The following is a 17579-nucleotide window of genomic DNA, read 5'->3' on the forward strand; positions in this document are numbered from 1 at the left end:
TTCCATTTTATCCTGTTATAAATGAAGTTTACCTAAATCACTTAGCTATGGAAAATAACAATTTAATGCCAGACAATACATCAACAGAGGAAGAAATCCCAAATGTTGAGCAATTTCAAGTGGAGCGTTCAGGCCCGCAGGATAACTTTCAACCAGAATCAGAAGGTATTAATCCCGATCCTGATGATGAAGATGAAGTGACAGAGGACGCCGAGTATTCGGAAGACGAGGTTGAATATGCTGACGGAGAAGGAACGTTGTTAAATGAGGAATTTAGCGACGACGAAGATGATCAGTAACCATCAGTCGGCATTTTAAGGCACAGATTCTAAACAAAAAAAAAGGTAGCAATTGGCTACCTTTTTTTGTTTCCTGCATTTTAATTTCTGAAGCAGGCTGATGGGAAAAGACGACCAAATGGCCATTATGTATTACCACTAGCATTTCCTGCTAGGTCCCCGCCTACGTTCTCTTCATCATCAATTTCGCCAGTCAATCCGCGTTGCACTTCGTTGTCATCAACATTTTTTTGCTCATTCGGACTTTCGGTAGCCTGACCTTTATTATCTTCTCGTTCCTGCTCGTTTTTTGGATCTGTATTCATAATTACAAGTTTTTATTAATACAACATAAAGATGTGATTGAAGGTTTTTGTTTTTTCACCCATTGAGTGGCAGCTATCTGTTTTCCTTGCAACGCACAGCTTAAGTCAGCGCATTAAAAAAAAATCCCGCTCATTTGCGGGATTTTTTTTTGAAAAACATTATTTACTTGCTTTTAAAAATAACAACTGCCAGTGGCGGTAAAGTTATGGTGATGGAATATTTCTGATTGTTATACGGCTCCAAACCTGGAATTATTTCGCCCCGGTTATTAATTCCGCTTCCATAATAAACAATATCATCTGAGTTAAAAAGCTCTTTCCATTTAGTTTTGAACGGAACACCTATTTTGTAACTCTCCCTAACAACCGGCGTAAAATTCAGGGCTATAATTAATGTGTCTTTCGGCTTTGGGCCTTTACGCATATACACAAACACTGATTCATCACTATTATCGGCATCAATCCATTCAAAACCTTCATAGCTAAAATTGAAATGATAGAGAGCAGGTTCCTTCTTATATAAAAAGTTTAATGCCTTAACGGTTTCCTGCATGCCCTTATGGGGAGGATATTGAAGTAAATGCCAATCCAGTGACTGCGTAAAATTCCACTCATTTGTATCCCCAAATTCGTTACCCATAAACAACAATTTTGCGCCCGGGTGCGTATACATATAGCCGTAGAGCGCCCGCAGGTTTGCAAATTTCTGCCATTCATCGCCGGGCATTTTATACAACATCGGCGATTTCCCATGCACCACCTCATCATGCGAAAAAGGCAGCATGAAGTTTTCGGTAAAGGCATAGGTCATGCTAAAACTGAGTTGATTTTGATAGTGCTTTCTGCCCAATGGGTCTACCTTAAAATATTTGAGGGTGTCGTTCATCCAACCCATCATCCATTTCATACCGAAACCTAAACCCCCGGTATGAACCGGATGGGTAACGCCCGGATAGGTGCTGCTTTCTTCTGCAATGGTGTGTACACCATCGAAATTACCATAAACAGCAACGTTTAAATCCTGCAGAAACTGGATGGCGCCTAAATTCTCACTACCACCGTGCTCGTTGGTTGCGGCATCGCCATCTTCCCGCGAGAAATTAAAATAAAGCATTGAAGCCACCGCATCAACCCTTAGGCCATCGGCATGATATTTATCCAGCCAGAAAAGTGCGTTACTAATCAAAAATGAACGCACTTCATTCCGGTCATAGTTAAAAATATAAGATTTCCAATCGGGATGAAAACCCTTGCGCATATCGGCGTGTTCGTACAAATGCGTGCCATCAAATTCATATAAACCATGCCTGTCGCCCGGAAAATGTGATGGAACCCAATCCAGAATGACTGCAATTTTGGCTTTGTGGAGTTCATCGATAAGGTACATCAAGTCCTGAGGACTGCCATATCTTGAACTCGCTCCAAAATAACCTGTAATCTGATAACCCCAACTCGGGAAAAAAGGAAACTCCATCACCGGCATCAGTTCTATGTGTGTAAAACCCATTTCGACAACATAAGGCACTAATGCATTTGCCACTTCCCTGCAATTCAAGACCCGTTCGGGGTTGCCCGGGTCGCGTTGCCACGAACCTAAATGTAACTCGTAAACAGAAATTGGCTGATCCAGGGCATTGATTTTTGGCCGTTTGGATAACCAACCCTTATCTTTCCAGCTGTAGTCAGTATCCCAAACAATACTTGCAGTTTGAGGCGGATGTTCCCACCTAACTGCGTAAGGGTCTCCCTTTAAGTGTTCAGATTTATCAAAGCCTTTTACAACGTACTTGTAAACATCACCTTTCTGTAAGCCAGGAATAAATCCTTCCCAGATACCAGATTTATCCCATCTTTTATTCAAAGGATGATGGTTTCGATTCCAATCGTTAAAATCGCCAACTACACCAACACTGGTTGCATTTGGCGCCCAAACAGAGAAATATACGCCCGGGGTTTGCTCGAGTGTGATAAGGTGAGCGCCCATTTTCTCGTATAAACGAAAATGTTTGCCCACAAGAAATAAATCGATATCATAATCGGTGTACAAACTATGCGGCCATACCGCCAAAGTCTTATCGATTATTACTGCTGCTTGCACCGGTTTTTTCGCCGGAGATTTTGCAGGTACTTTTTTTACTGCTGACATCGTAAATTTCAGTTAGATGTTTGAAAACCCCGAAAACAGTTTGAAAGTTTTCGGGGTTAAAGTATTACAGACTAAGAATCTGTATATCAGAAAAATTCTTATTGCATTTAAAATGTGGCGAACCTTTTTCATCGGTATAAAACTCGGAAACTTCCCTGCCATCAACCACAATCTTTTTAACCTGAAAATTAACGCCGAAAATGTTGCAAGCGTAAAATTCGTAGTTTGGCGTATAAAGGCCTTCCGTTACCTGACCGATTTTCAACGTCGAGGCGTCACCTTTCACGGTAAATTTTTTCTCCAGGTAAATGTCTTGCTCGTAAGCGAATGTATCGCCATGGTCTTCGTACATGAACGAGTTAACTTCGTAATCGCTGTAATAAATGTTCAGCATTACCTCTGTTATCGCCTTTTCATCTACATACTGCATAACCGGATACTCCGGAATTACCGACCCTGCTCTCACAAACATTGGCATGCTATCGATTTTAGCTTCTATGAGATGTTCGCTCTCACCAGATAAAACTTCGTTTGTCCAGAAATTATACCAGGTTCCTTTTGGGAGATAGACTTTCCTCGAAACTGCTCCCTGTTCTAAAACCGGGCAGATTAGTAATTTATCGCCATAGCAAAATTCATCTTGACGGAAACTGTTGCTGATTTTTTCCTGCTCGAGCATAACCAATGGCCGCAAAATTGGAAAACCGTAACGGTGATGTTCCCAAAAAACAGAATATAAATAAGGCATCAGGCGGTACCTTAACTCGATAAATTTACGGTTAATATTCTCAAAGAATTCGCCGAAACTCCATGGCTCCCGCTCTGCGGTATCTCCTGCTGAATGCGCCCGCATAAATGGCGAAAAAGTACCCAACTGAATCCATCTGGTAAACAATTCGCCATCAGGTTCGCCACTAAAGCCTCCAATATCAGTGCCACAGAAAGGAACTCCGGAAACCGACAATCGCTGGCATTGGATGTTGCCCATTTTTAAATGTTCCCAACTTGCGAGGTTATCGCCTGTCCACACACTTGCGTAACGTTGCATACCCGAATAACCGGCCCTGGTAATTGTAAACGGCCTTTTATTGCGCATCAGTTTCTTTAAGCCCTCGTAAGTAGAGCGCACCATTTGCATCCCATAAACATTGTGTGCTTTGCGGTGCGAACCGCGGAAACCATCATAATTATGGCGTACATCGTTTGGAAATGTACCCGAACCAAAAACAGCCGGTTCGTTCATATCATTCCAAAAGCCTGCAACGCCCATATCTACCAGTTCTTTGTATAAGTTGCCCCACCAGGTTCGAACTTTTGGGTTTGTAAAATCAGGAAACTGGCAACGTCCTGGCCACACATGCCCTTCCATATAATAGTCATCACTCCGGCGACAAAAAAACCGCTTCTCTTTACCTTCTTTGAAAACCCAATAATCGTCGTCAACCTTAATCCCCGGGTCAATCATCACCACGGTTTTAAAACCATCGTCAGAAAGCTCTTTTATCATCCTTCTCGGATCTGGAAAATACTTTTTATTCCAGGTAAAGCATCGGTAACCGTCCATGTAATCGATATCCAGGTAAATGGCATCGCATGGAATACTCCGCTCACGGAATTGTTTTGCTATTTCCTTAACTTTTGATTCCGGATAATAACTCCAACGGCATTGCTGATAGCCCAAAGTCCATTTTGGTGGCATTGGGTGTGTGCCGGTTAAACTCGCATAACGTTTAACAACATCCATCATGTGCGGACCGTGGATGTAATAATATTGCAATTCGCCACCATCAGACCAGAAACTGGTTTTGCTTACATCTTCTGCACCAAAATCAAAATACGATTTGAATGTGTTATCAAAGAAAATTCCATAGGCAGATTGGTTATGCAGGCCGATGTAAAATGGTATGGTTCGGTATAATGGGTCCTGGTTCCATCCAAAAGAGTAGGCATCGGTGTTCCAGTTTTGAAACCTGCGCCCGCGTAAGTTGAAGTTGCCCGACTTATCGCCAAGGCCAAAGAAATTTTCTTCGGGGTGGCATTTTTTTGTTGCGAAGATGTAATAGCCACCAAAATCGGTATTTTCTTCCCAGTGCATAGAATTTGCCTCATCAACCATTACCGTACCTGTAATGTTATCAGAAAAAGAAATATGGAAGTTCGATTTGTCGATTTTACAGGTTACTGCATGGGTAGAAACGGTGTAGCTATCTTCGTGTTCCTGCATTTTAAACACCGAAACCTTCTGATCAACCTCCGGTACTGCGTATGAAAAGTCATCAAGAAAAACACCGTGCGGCGCCAGGCGAACGCGAATAATATCATCGCTAACCACCCGAATCTCAACTCTTGCATCGCCATCTGAGAAGTAAAACCTGTTGCCTTCTTTTTTAACTTTTGTTACTGCACCAAGATATTGTTTAACAATTGGTTTAACAGATATATCTACAGGATTATTTAAATGTTGTATCTCCTGCTCTTTCTCAATCAGCTCACTAGCCGGGCTCGGCTTATCGTTTTGCTCTTCCATCCTAATAATTTCAAAATTTAGTTCGATTTTCTAAAACAAGCTCGTTAAGAAAGCACTATAATACAAATATTTTATAAAAGGAATGACACTATTTCATAAAAAAGCCCCCATTACTTTTCAACGTAATGAGGGCCTTATGTTAATTTTTTATCCTTATGGATTAAAAGTAAATCCTAAATAATAAATAGCACCAGCCTCTGGATTACCATATGAAGTGAAATAATATTTATTTAAAATGTTTGAACCTCCGAGCTTAATGGTAGATAGAACCGATGGAATTCTTAAACTAACCTGAGCATCGACTGTGCTGTAGGATGGTACCTGGCCCGCAGCGAAAGTAGAATTCCAGTAAAATTCATCTTGCCAGCGGTAAGAAATATTGAAACCAAAGTTTTTAATCACCTCTTTATTTCCCAAACCAAGGTTGTACCTAACTTTCGGAGTATTAAAATCGTTAATGTAGTTAGCCGGCAAATCGCCAATCTGGTTGTATGAAACATTTCCGCTAAGGTTGTACTTGCCAATTAAATAATCTAAACCTAAAGCAGCGCCATAAGAACTTACCGTTCCTTCTGCATTTACAGGAACACCATATTTTACAAAACTTCCATTAACATTTTGGTAAACATTAACTGCGGTTATAAAATCTTTGTATTGATTATAGTATCCATAAGCATCAACTAGCAACTTCGGACCAAGCAAACCTTTGTAACCAACTTCGTAAGATCTAACACTTTCCGGACGAACGCCGCGTGGATCAAAAGTATATTTTTGTAACAGTGCCGGGCTTGGTGTACCGCCAATTACGGAGCCCAGATAAGACCTGTAACTGCTTTCCGTATAACCTTTGGTAGCCTCAACGTTTAGTCCGTATTTAGTCAGGAACTCAGGTAAGCCGCCAATTAGACGCTGTACCCCGCCGCCTACAGATAAATCTATATATTGATTTTGCGTGGTTGGGTTGCGGTAACCTGTTTGGAAGGAAAGACGGATGTTATTGTTTTTCGCAACAGTGAATACACCAGTAATCCTCGGTGTAAACCGCCCTTCGAAGTTGGTACTTTTATCGTACCGGCCGGCAACAGTTAACTTAAAAATCTCTCCAAATTTCTTACCCGCCTGCGCAAAAGCGCCGTATTCATTAATGTCAATTTTTCTATTTAAATCATCAAAGATTGTTCCGCCAGATCTTAGCTGGTATTTTCTTGAAGAAGCACCAACCTGGAATTCAATCACATTATTGAATGCATTGGTAAAGTTATACATGCCTTCATAGTGATACAGGTTCGTTTTATCGTCGAATTTAGCGCCATAAACACCTTTGCTTGGGTCTGTAGCACTAATGGTTGTATTCATAATCTGGTCTTTTGCTACGGCAAAGGCAGACGAGCCCGGAAGCGCCCGGTTTGCATCAGCAGCGGACCTGGCGGCGGCTTGTGCCGCTACATCACTGGCGCCCTGTGCCCTCGCGGCCGAGTAAGCAATGGTATAGGTTGGGAACCATGCTGCAGCAGTCGGACTTGTTTTCTCATTTATATAACTACCTAAGATTGAAGAGATATAGGAATCACCTGAACGCTCCTGCGTAGTGTAAGCCCTTACAAAGAAATCCTGTCCTTTTAACTCAAGTTTAAATTGACCAATGCTAAAATTGCGGAGCGAATAACGATCAGAACCGGTATAAACCGATGTTCCCGTACCCCAGTTTGCCTGCGCAATGGCCTGGATTGTAGGCGTAAAATTATAATAAAGTGCACCTGAAGTTTTTAGCGACTTCGTGTCGTAATCTACTAAATCTGCTTCGTTATATCCTGTTCGGGACACCGTTTGGCTAGGCGTTGTGTTTTTATTCAAACTATACATTACCCCTAAAAATGGCAATGCAGGACGCAAAGCAGCGTAAGTTGCGTTTGTACTAACCAGGTTAACAATTTGCGGATACGTTAATCCGGAACCAATAAAACTGTTAAAAGCACCAAATCCGGCAGGTGAAGAAGCCTGAAAAGCGGCTTGTACAGACCTTGCTGCGCCCAGGAGATTGGAATTAACCTCATCGCCATAAACGTTTACGCCATCATAACCAGGATCTGAATTTCTATCGCCTGGCTTTACACTATTTGCAACCCTGTCGAAGTTTGAATAGTTGTTGCCGAACCAGTCTTTAGCCTGTACGAATGAGAATGCCGCTTTAACGCCAAATTTATTATTCCATGATTTTGCAACCCTAACATCTAACTGGTTAAAAGGCTGTACGCTACTGTTATTATCATTTACATGGTTAACCCCTGTTTTATATTGAAAACTTGCTCCTGGGTATTTGAAAGGGTCTTTTGATGTCATCAGGAGTGTACCGTTAATACCGCCTGCACCGTAGAGTGCAGAAGCTGCGCCGGGAAGTAATTCAACGTTGTCGATATCCAGTTCGGTAATGCCAACGATATTGCCTACCGAAAAGTTTAAACCGGGCGCCTGGTTATCCATGCCATCAATAAACTGATTAAAACGTGTGTTCCCGTTTGAATTGAAACCCCTGGTATTTATAGATTTAAAAGTTAAACTCTGCATGCTCGTTTCAACACCTTTCATGTTGTTGAGCGCATCATAAAAAGAAGGTGCAGCTATTTCTTTAATGGATGCAGCACTCATCCGCTCGATGGAAACAGGCGATTCTAAAATCCGCTCAGGTGTTCTTGATGCGGAAACAACCACATCGCCACCAAGTAAGGCAGCGGCCTCCATTTCTACATTTATGCCTGTAGCTGAACCCGTTACTTGCTGTTCTACGGCCGAATAACCAACATAACTACTCATTAATGTGAAGGGCAATTTTGCAGAGGTTGTAAAGCTGAATGCGCCGTTAGCATTTGTTGCCGTACCACCGGATTGACCTTTTACCGTAACAGTTACGCCAATTAATGGCTGCTTTGTTTGCTTATCTTTTACCGTACCACTCACGGTTATGTTCTGAGCCTGCACGGCAAAACAAGTTGCGCAAACAAGCATAAATACATAGAAGATCTGTGTAAAGATTTTGCTCATAAATAAGTAAATAAATTTGGTTAGTGTGTTTTTTAGTTAGTTAAACTTAAATGCTTTTTTTGAATTAAACAAATTATGTTAGCATAATAATCCAAATCATTTAATAATTTTGATTGAGGTTTTTTTGTTGTAATTTGCATAACATCCTCCAAAAGTTAATATATGCAAGTTGTCTTTTTTAGCTAACCATCTATGAATAAAATTAAGGCTCTTTTTTGTGTCATTGTCCCTATAGCGTTAGCTTTTCTATTAAATACAAAAATTGGCAGTACGCCTCCCCTGTTAAAATTCCTCAATCCTTTTATGGGCTTTTGGCAAAATGCTGAAAACAACCATTTTATTTTTAATCATAAAGCAAAAATTAAAGGTGCTTTTGAGGAAATTGAAATTGTGTTTGATGACCGGATGATTCCTCATATTTTTGCTAAAAATGATCACGATTTATATCTTGCGCAAGGTTACGTTACCGCCATGCACAGGTTGTGGCAAATGGATTTTCAAACCCGTTTTGCCGCTGGAAGAATTAGTGAGGTTGTGGGCGAAAAAGCAATAGAAGTAGACCGTTATCAGCGTAGAATGGGTATGGTTTATGGCGCAGAACGTTCATTAAAAGGGATGATGGCTGATCCAAAAGCCAGGGAGATGATACTTGCTTATACGGATGGAATTAACGCCTACATTAAAACATTATCTCATGCAAATTATCCAATAGAATATAAAATTCTCGATTTTAAACCCGAAAATTGGTCGCCAAAAAAATGTGCGCTTCTTTTAAAGCAAATGTCGGCTGTACTGGCCATGGGTTCTGATGAATTTTACATGACCAACATTTTGAAGAAATTTGGCCCTGAAGTTACCAAAAGCCTTTTCCCCGATTATCCTTTTCGTGAAGATCCGATCATTCCAGTTGGGACAAAATGGAATTTCTCGCCACTATCAACACCGAAAACGCCAGCTTCTTTTACCCAGGCACAAACGGGCGAGGTAAAAACCAAAGAAAAAGTTGAAGGCATAGGAAGCAATAACTGGGCGCTATCTGGCAGTAAAACGGCATCCGGCTTTCCAATTTTAGCCAATGACCCGCACCTTGATTTAACGCTTCCCTCTATTTGGTATCAAATTCAGCTCCACGCACCAGGCGTAAATACCTATGGCGTTTCCCTCCCTGGCGCACCTGGCGTTATAATCGGTTTTAATGGCAAAATTGCCTGGGGCGTAACCAACGTTGCCGCAGATGTTCTGGACTTTTATCAAATAAAGTTCAAGGATGATTCGCACAAAGAATATTGGTATAAAAACGCCTGGAAACCTACAAAAACCAGGCTTGAAACAATTAAAATCCGTGGCGGAAATGATGAAATTGATACGGTATTTTATACCCACCACGGGCCAGTGGTTTATTTCCAGAAACCAAAATACAGCAGGGCAAATAATGTTCCTGTTGGTGATGCTTTAAGGTGGATTGCGCACGATGAATCTAACGAGCTGATGACTTTTTATTACCTGAACCGAGGTAAAAATTACGACGATTACCGAAAAGCATTGACTTTTTATACTGCTCCGGCACAAAATTTTGTTTTTGCAAGCGTTGATAATGATATCGCAATTACACCGAATGGAAAGTTTCCTTTAAAATGGAAAGACCAGGGAAAATTTATACTGGATGGAACCGATCCAGCTTATGATTGGCAAGGCTGGATCCCGGCAGACCAAAATCCTACGGTAAAGAATCCGACACGCGGTTTTGTAAGTTCAGCCAATCAATCTTCAACAGATACCACTTATCCATATTACATAAATTGGGAGTTTGCCCCATATGAGCGGGGAAAACGCATTAACGATAGGCTTGGAGCAATGAATAAAGCAACTGCCGACAGCATTCGCCTGATGCAAACCGATAACTATAGCATAATGGCTCAGAATCTTTTGCCGGCATTGATGCCTCTTGTTGATAATGAAAAGTTAAATGCAACCCAAAAGGAGGCTTTTAACTATGTATCTAAATGGGATAAAAGATATGATGCAGACAAAATTGCCGCCAGTGTTTTCGAAATATGGACAAAACGCTTAAGTTTTGACATCTGGAATGATGAGTTCGAAGTGGATGGCATCCCGATGCGTTATCCATCGAGAGACCGTACAGTTGAAATGATTTTAAAAGAGCCAAATGCACCATGGTTTGATAATATAAAAACACCAGCCAAAGAAACCTTAAGTGATTTGGTTAATGAAGCGTTTAAATATAGTTGCGATAGTTTAGAACGCAGGTTCGGGCCGATTAATAAAGATTGGAACTGGGCAAATGTGAAGCAAACTAACGTGCCTCACCTTGCAAAGATACCAGGTTTTGGTTCAAAAGTTCTTTTAATTGGGGGCGCAAAGAGCACCATAAATGCAATTAGCGAGAGTAACGGTCCATCCTGGCGAATGGTTATCGAACTTGGGAAAATACCAAAGGGCCATGGGGTTTATCCGGGTGGCCAATCTGGCAATCCAGGCAGTAAATTTTATGATAACATGGTTGATACCTGGGCGAACGGCAAACTTTACGATTTGTTTTATATGCAATCGCCTGATGATAAATCCGGAAAAGTAATCTCTCGTTTAAAAATTTCTAAATAGCTAAAAATGGTCTTCATCGTTATACTGATAATTTGTTTCCTGCTACAGATGGTAGCGCCTTGGTGGGTTATTATCGTCATCTCATTCGCAACTTGTGGCATCATCGGCAAAACCGGAAAAATTGCTTTCTGGCAATCTTTTTTTGCTATATTTTTGCTTTGGATTGGCTACTCGCTATTTAAAAGTTTACCCAACGATAATATTCTGGCTGCAAGGGTTGCCATTATGACGGGCGTTAAAATCTGGTGGATACTTTTGCTGGTAACCGGTTTACTCAGCGGATTGGCTGCAGGAATAAGTGGCTATTGCGGCTATCAGTTCCGAATGGCTATGCTTGTAAAAAAAACTGACGAAAAAATAGCATAAGGCTTCGTACTTTTGCCAGGTGACTTTTACTGCAGACAACATTTTTTCCATCGACAATGAAAAAGAATTTGAAGCGCTGGCTTTGAGTATTTTTAAACACCAGGCCAACAATTGCCTGGTTTACAAACAATATATCCATCATTTGGGTATTCTGGCCAACGGTATCGAAAACATTTCCGAGATTCCTTTTTTGCCGATAAGTTTCTTCAAAACCCATTCTGTTTTAAGCAGTGCTGCGCCAGTATCGGTTACCTTTAGCAGTTCTGGAACCACGGGAATGGTGCAGAGCAGCCACCATGTTACTGATGTAAAACTTTACGAGCAAAGCTATCTCCAGGCTTTTGAGCAGTTTTATGGCGATATTGAAGAATACTGCTTCCTGGCACTGCTCCCATCCTATCAGCAACGTGCCGGTTCGTCGTTGATTTATATGGTTAACGATTTAATTGAGAAGAGTAAACATCCACAAAGTGGCTATTTTTTATACAACCACCAAGAGCTTTTCGAAACCCTGAACGAATTAAAATCGAAAGGGCAAAAAACCGTTTTAATTGGCGTTACCTATGCCTTGCTTGATTTCATCGAAAGCTACAAGCTGGAATTTCCAGGTTTGATTGTTATGGAAACCGGCGGTATGAAGGGTAAACGCAGGGAAATGGTTCGCGAAGAATTACACGAACAACTTACACAAGGTTTTGGAATTACTGCCATTCACAGCGAGTACGGCATGACCGAACTTTTATCTCAGGCTTACTCTTTGGGCGATGGCATTTTCAATTGCCCAAACTGGATGCAGGTTATGATAAGAGATACAAATGACCCTTTAACATGGATTGAAGATGGAAAAACCGGCGGCATTAACGTAATCGATTTAGCCAATGTTAATTCCTGTTCATTTATTGCTACCCAGGATTTAGGTAGAATTAACCCTGATAAAAGTTTTGAAGTTTTAGGCCGGTTTGACAACGCAGACATTAGAGGCTGTAACTTACTTGTTCAATAAAATTTTAAAAAAGAAAACGACAAAGCAACTCAAATCGCCTTCACGGCCATAATTCTGGTATCAAACTCGTCGCCGGGTACGAGTGCTTTTGCTTTAATGCGCATTTTATAAACATAAATAGTGTTAACAGAATACTCTAAAATTGTTGCAATTGCCTGAACGTCGTTTATACCAAGTCTCATCAACGCAAATATTCTCAGGTCGGTGTTTAAAAGCTCAGGTGCTTTCGGCCAAATCTGATCTTCAGGATTTAGTAAGGAGTTAAAAACTTCGACAAAATTCGGAAAGATGCTAATGAACACACTATCAAACGTATTGAATAAAATTTCGCGTTCTTTCTTGATATCAATATCATGCAAAGCAGGGAGCACTTCGTTGAACCTTTTTGCGAGAATTTTTCGCTCAACGTTTTTCTTTAAACGATCGAGTTTTAAAATGTAACCGGAAATTACATCGAAGAAATAGCCTATGTACTTTTCATTTACAGTAGCATATTCCCTTAGTTTATCATTGATGAATAAAAGTTGCTCATTAATAACCTTTAACTCATTATTTTTCTCTTCGATAATCCGCTCTTTTACCCTGAGTTTTTTCAGCTGAATAAAAATTACAAACGAAACCAATAGAACGATAACGGTAACCAGCGCTGTAGCTAAAAAATAGAACATTAGTTTATTGTTAGCTCTTTGAGCAACCATATTTACCTGGGCAGCGATATCCGGCAGTATCGATTCAATTTTAAGCTTCCTTAGCCTGTTGCCGTAGAAGCCGGCATCATCCCTTGAGTTTTTTATAAAAATATAAGCGTTATCTAAGTCGCCATGTTTAAATAAATCTTCTGCAAGTAAAAGTGTTGCCAGTGTTTCCCTTGTAGAAGATTTGATATCCCAAATGGCAGATTCGGCTAAGAGCGATACGCGTTGATCATCTTGTTTTTCATTTTGATAAAAAGCAGCAAGGGCAGTTAATAACCTTGCCCTTTGGTGTGCGGTTAACTTGAATTTTTTCAGGATTTGGAGAAAAACCAAAGGCGATTTGTTCACATCGCCGGCCACCACCTGCCTGTTGCCCGATGTGAAAAGTAGCTCGAAAGAGTTTGGCGCACATTGCGCAATTGCAGAATCTAAAAATTCTACCGCCTTTTGATTATATGGACGGGTAAAGTTGGGGTCATCATTATAAATGGCCAGGTTAGAATATGCGCCAGACTTTAAACAATAATAATCGTATTTATATTTTTTATCCAGCACATCAGAGTTGATTTCTTTCAGGTAATCAAAAGTTTCTTTAAACATACCTGCATGTAATAACAGCGATGCAAGCTTAACCTTGCTTTCATTAACCTTCTTTTTGTCGCTAATTCTGCCTGCTTCGAACAAGAGTTTTTTACCGTAATAATAGGCCGAATCAAATTTGTAATATTCGTATTCATCAAAAAGTTGTAGCAAAGTATTAAACTGGCTATTTTTTTTCTCTTGTAAGGCGAGCTTAATCAACTCAATTCTGTGAAGCTTTTTTTTATCATAAACATCCTTGTTCTGAATCTCACGCTTCAACTCTGCTAAAAGGCTATCTTTTCTGGAACTTGAATACAGATTTAAGGAAATAAAAAACAGAAAACAGTAAAGAAGCAAACATTTCATTTTTGGTAGATAGGTAGAACCAAAAATAATATTATTTACACATCAAAAAATGTTGATTACCATTTTTAGGATAAAATGTTACACGCAGAAATTCAGTTTGGTAGATAATTACTCATAAAAAGAAAACTTCAACACCATCCTGGAAACAAAAAATCCCGACACCTGGATTACTTGATATAGTCAGGCTAGGAAAAGCCTGCTAAAAAAGCTTCAATCTTAAGTGCTATTAGAGGATTTGGTTGCGAAATGTTTTATATTTTACGAAGTACATCCATTTACAATACGTTGATTTTTAAGTATTTAAATTTATAAAACGTATTTTTTTATTATACATTTCTTTCTCATGCATTAAAGCAATGCTTTTACAGCAAAAGCAATGATAAATTAGATGATTCGATATCCAAAGGCCATCAGGCTAATCGTAAAACATTTAACCAAATAGAAAAACCATTGATAAAATTATCATCGGCGTCAATTTAGTAAAACCTTTTAGTCGCTTAATTTATCAATAAATCTGAATCATTATGAGCAGAAGAAAACCACCTTAACAGGCCAGTTCGCATTAAACGATTTTCTTTTTCAATGCGGCTCCCTAAAACTAATTCAACGAACAAGAACTACTTAAAATATTTATATGTACAGGAATTTTTTACTATTACTGGGCTTTTGCTCACTTCTTTGTATGGCAACTTTTTCTGCAAAAGCGCAAACCAAAGTTATCTCCGGAACCGTAACCGATGTGGCAGATGGCTCACCGTTATCAGGTGTTACGGTAGCAGATAATGCCAAATCATCGAGTACATCCACCAATGCGCAGGGAAAATACACCTTGTCTATCCCGGCAAACGCAAAAACAATTACGTTTTCTTACATCGGCTATCAGCCAAAAACATTGCCTGTAACAAACGCCAACACCATTAACGTTGTTATGAGTTCAAGCTCAAATACCCTGCAAGATGTTGTTGTGGTTAGTGTAGGCTACGGAACGATAGACAAGCGTGAGGTTTCGAGTGCAATTACGCACATTTCTTCTAAAGATTTACTGCCTGTTGCGGCAAATAACCCATTAATGTCCTTACAAGGAAAAGTTGCAGGTTTGAACATTACAAATACCGCAATGGCCGACCCGAATTCGAGTCCGAGCATACAACTTAGGGGCGTATCATCAAGGAGTGCTGGTTTAGGCCCGCTTTATGTAATTAATGGCGTTCCCGGCGGAAATATCGATAACATCAATCAGAATGATATTGAAAGTATCGATGTTCTGAAGGGTGGTGCTGCCTCTGCAATTTATGGCACCAGAGGAAGTAACGGTGTAATTATCATTACAACAAAGAAAGGCAGTTCACAATCTCAAATGTTCTATGATGGTTATGCCAGTTTTGATTACATCACAAATGCACTCAAAAATTTAACAACAGATGAATTTATTGCCAATAGAGTGGCAAACAAGCAAGGCCAGGATTACAAGGGCAGAACCGATTGGCTCGATGCCGTTACCAATTCGCCGGCGTTTGCGCAAAAACATACAGTTCAATTCTCTGGCGGTTCGGCTAAAACAAACTATTTCGCATCTGGCGATTACCGCGATGCAGATGGGATAGATTTACGTGCACACAAAACCGAATATGGTGCCAGATTATCGATAAACCACGCGACAGATAACAACATGTTTGTAGCAACGTTGACAGCAGCGCCACGGTTTATGCGTAGCAACAACTCTGACCAGGGAAACTTTAACAACGCACTGACACTTAATCCAACTTATCCGATTTTTAATAACGCCGGTAAATACAACTACATCAACACCGGATTCTTTTCTAATAACCCGGTAGAAAATGCAAATGTGTTAAAATCCGAAGCTGAAATTAAAGAGTTGGACATTAACGGCTCGTTGAAAATGAACATTCTCTCGAATTTAAGTACAACCGTAACCATTTCCGAGATTAGCCGTTCAGCGAAAAACCTATATTTCCAACCCTCAACATTGTCATCAGTTGTACAGGCCAATAAAATTACCCAAACCAACTTTGCCTCGCAGGAGCAACAGGAAAATGACCAGAAAAACATTGAATGGACTAGCAATTACTCAGCGGCTGTAGGCAAAAACCACGTTAAGCTTTTGGGTGGTTATTCGTATTCCCTTTACAATTACAAGCGGTTTTATGCCCAGAATTACGATTTGCCTTTTGATACTTATCTGTGGAATAACCTGGGCTCTGGCTTGTACAATGGTGGCGCCGCCGGTCAAGGGCAATCTGCCGTTGCCTCAACACAAAATGGCTCTACATTAATTTCCTTTTTTGGGCGGGTAAACTATGATTTCGACAACAAATACATTTTAACAGCCAGCTTGAGGCGTGAAGGTTCTTCAAAGTTTGGAGCCAACAATAAATGGGGAAATTTTCCTGCAGTTTCTGCCGCATGGCGGATTTCTGATGAGGAATTCTTTAAAAAATCTGTGCCTTGGATTAGCGACTTAAAACTTCGTGCAGATTATGGCATTACCGGTAATCAGGATTTTGGAAATTACCTTTCGCTATTATTGTACGGTGGCGCCGGATACTTCCCGTATAATGGACAATATTATCAGGTGTACGGACCATCATCAAATGTAAATCCAGACTTAAGCTGGGAAAAATCTGAAAACTTTAACGTCGGTGTAGACTTTTCATTATTTAACAACCGCCTTAGTGGCTCGTTAGATTATTACATTAGAACCAATAAAGATTTACTAGGTTCTTATACGGTTCCGGTTCCTCCAAATACACAATCAACGACATTTACCAACGTTGGAACTATGAAAAATTATGGCCTTGAACTGGCCCTGACCGGCGAGATTGTGAAAGCTACAGACTTTAGCTATAGCGCAAATCTTACTTTCGCTTACAACCGCAATAAATTTATTTCCTTTTCAAATGAAATCTACAAAGGGGGTACTTTCCAGGATGTGGCCGGACTTCCGGCTCCGGGTTCGCCAGGAAATATCCAGCGGATTCAGGAAGGCCACAGTATCGGGGAATTTTATACGCTTCGCTCTGCAGGCGTGAACGATGCAGGCGCTCTTCTTGTTTACAAAGCAGACGGCTCAATTGTTCAGGCAAATTTAGCGTCGAATGATGATAAACAATTTGTAGGCAATGGCTTACCAAAGTTTACCGGTTCACTTGGCAACAACTTCAGGTATAAACGTTTTGATTTAGGGATTTTTATCCGAGGTACTTTTGGCTTCAAAATCTTCAACACAAGTGCGTTTTATATTGGCACACCCTCAAGTCAGAGCGATGCAAACGTGCTAAAATCGGCTTACGACAGCTCAAGCAAATATTCCCTTCTTAAGAGCAATGCAACAACTTCCATCGCTTCTGATTATTTTCTTGAAAACGGCTCTTTCTTAAAAATTGATAATGTATCACTTGGCTACAGACAACCGTTAACAACAAAATATTTAAAATCTGTTCGGGTTTATGCTGCAGGTAGGAATCTTCACACCTTTACCAAATTTACAGGTGGCGACCCTGAATGGGTTCAGGTAAATGGGCTTACTCCCGGTGTGAATACGTCACTTAATTACTATCCTTCAACGCTACAGCTCATCTTTGGTTTACAGGCAACTTTTTAAAGCAGAA

The 17579-nt window shown here is 40.3% G+C and carries 10 protein-coding genes; 5 read left to right on the forward strand and 5 right to left on the reverse strand.

Annotation, left to right across the window (positions count from 1 at the left end; translation table 11 throughout):
* Positions 1–65: 65 nt before the first annotated feature.
* Entirely contained in the window at positions 66–299 is a 234-nt protein-coding gene (locus ASG14_RS12660; protein ID WP_157274917.1) for a hypothetical protein, read from the forward strand.
* 125 nt (positions 300–424) lie between these two features.
* Here the strand turns inward: ASG14_RS12660 and ASG14_RS12665 are convergent, their stop codons facing one another.
* The 4 genes from ASG14_RS12665 to ASG14_RS12680 form a co-directional block, all read right to left on the reverse strand.
* Entirely contained in the window at positions 425–604 is a 180-nt protein-coding gene (locus ASG14_RS12665; protein ID WP_056871410.1) for a hypothetical protein, read from the reverse strand.
* A gap of 163 nt (positions 605–767) precedes the next feature.
* Entirely contained in the window at positions 768–2750 is a 1983-nt protein-coding gene (gene glgB / locus ASG14_RS12670; protein WP_082491539.1) for a 1,4-alpha-glucan branching protein GlgB, read from the reverse strand.
* Positions 2751–2814: 64 nt separating this feature from the next.
* Positions 2815–5277: a glycoside hydrolase family 31 protein gene (locus tag ASG14_RS12675; RefSeq protein WP_056871411.1), complete on the reverse strand. Its 2463-nt coding sequence runs from the start codon at positions 5275–5277 to the stop codon at positions 2815–2817.
* 153 nt (positions 5278–5430) lie between these two features.
* Positions 5431–8316, reverse strand: coding sequence for a TonB-dependent receptor (locus ASG14_RS12680; RefSeq protein WP_056871412.1), 2886 nt, complete (start codon positions 8314–8316; stop codon positions 5431–5433).
* 192 nt (positions 8317–8508) lie between these two features.
* Here ASG14_RS12680 and ASG14_RS12685 point away from each other — a divergent pair, with 192 nt between their 5' ends.
* From ASG14_RS12685 to ASG14_RS12695, 3 genes are read left to right on the forward strand one after another with little or no spacing between them, the layout of a single operon-like run.
* Positions 8509–10938, forward strand: coding sequence for a penicillin acylase family protein (locus ASG14_RS12685; protein ID WP_056871413.1), 2430 nt, complete (start codon positions 8509–8511; stop codon positions 10936–10938).
* A 6-nt stretch (positions 10939–10944) separates the two neighbouring features.
* On the forward strand, positions 10945–11304 hold the full coding sequence (locus ASG14_RS12690; protein WP_056871414.1) for a hypothetical protein: 360 nt from the start codon (positions 10945–10947) through the stop codon (positions 11302–11304).
* 19 nt (positions 11305–11323) lie between these two features.
* Positions 11324–12307, forward strand: a complete 984-nt coding sequence (locus ASG14_RS12695) for an acyltransferase (RefSeq protein ID WP_056871415.1) — start codon at positions 11324–11326, stop codon at positions 12305–12307.
* A 29-nt stretch (positions 12308–12336) separates the two neighbouring features.
* Here ASG14_RS12695 and ASG14_RS12700 read toward each other — a convergent pair whose 3' ends face one another.
* Positions 12337–13950 carry a DUF6377 domain-containing protein gene (locus tag ASG14_RS12700; RefSeq protein ID WP_056871416.1) on the reverse strand — a complete coding sequence of 538 codons (1614 nt, stop codon included), beginning with the start codon at positions 13948–13950 and terminating at the stop codon, positions 12337–12339.
* Between the two features lie 682 nt (positions 13951–14632).
* Here ASG14_RS12700 and ASG14_RS12705 point away from each other — a divergent pair.
* Complete coding sequence (locus ASG14_RS12705; RefSeq protein ID WP_235528580.1) at positions 14633–17572, forward strand: SusC/RagA family TonB-linked outer membrane protein; 2940 nt, start codon at positions 14633–14635, stop codon at positions 17570–17572.
* Positions 17573–17579 lie beyond the last annotated feature (7 nt).

The sequence above is a fragment of the Pedobacter sp. Leaf194 genome (genome assembly GCF_001423945.1).
Classification (GTDB): domain Bacteria; phylum Bacteroidota; class Bacteroidia; order Sphingobacteriales; family Sphingobacteriaceae; genus Pedobacter.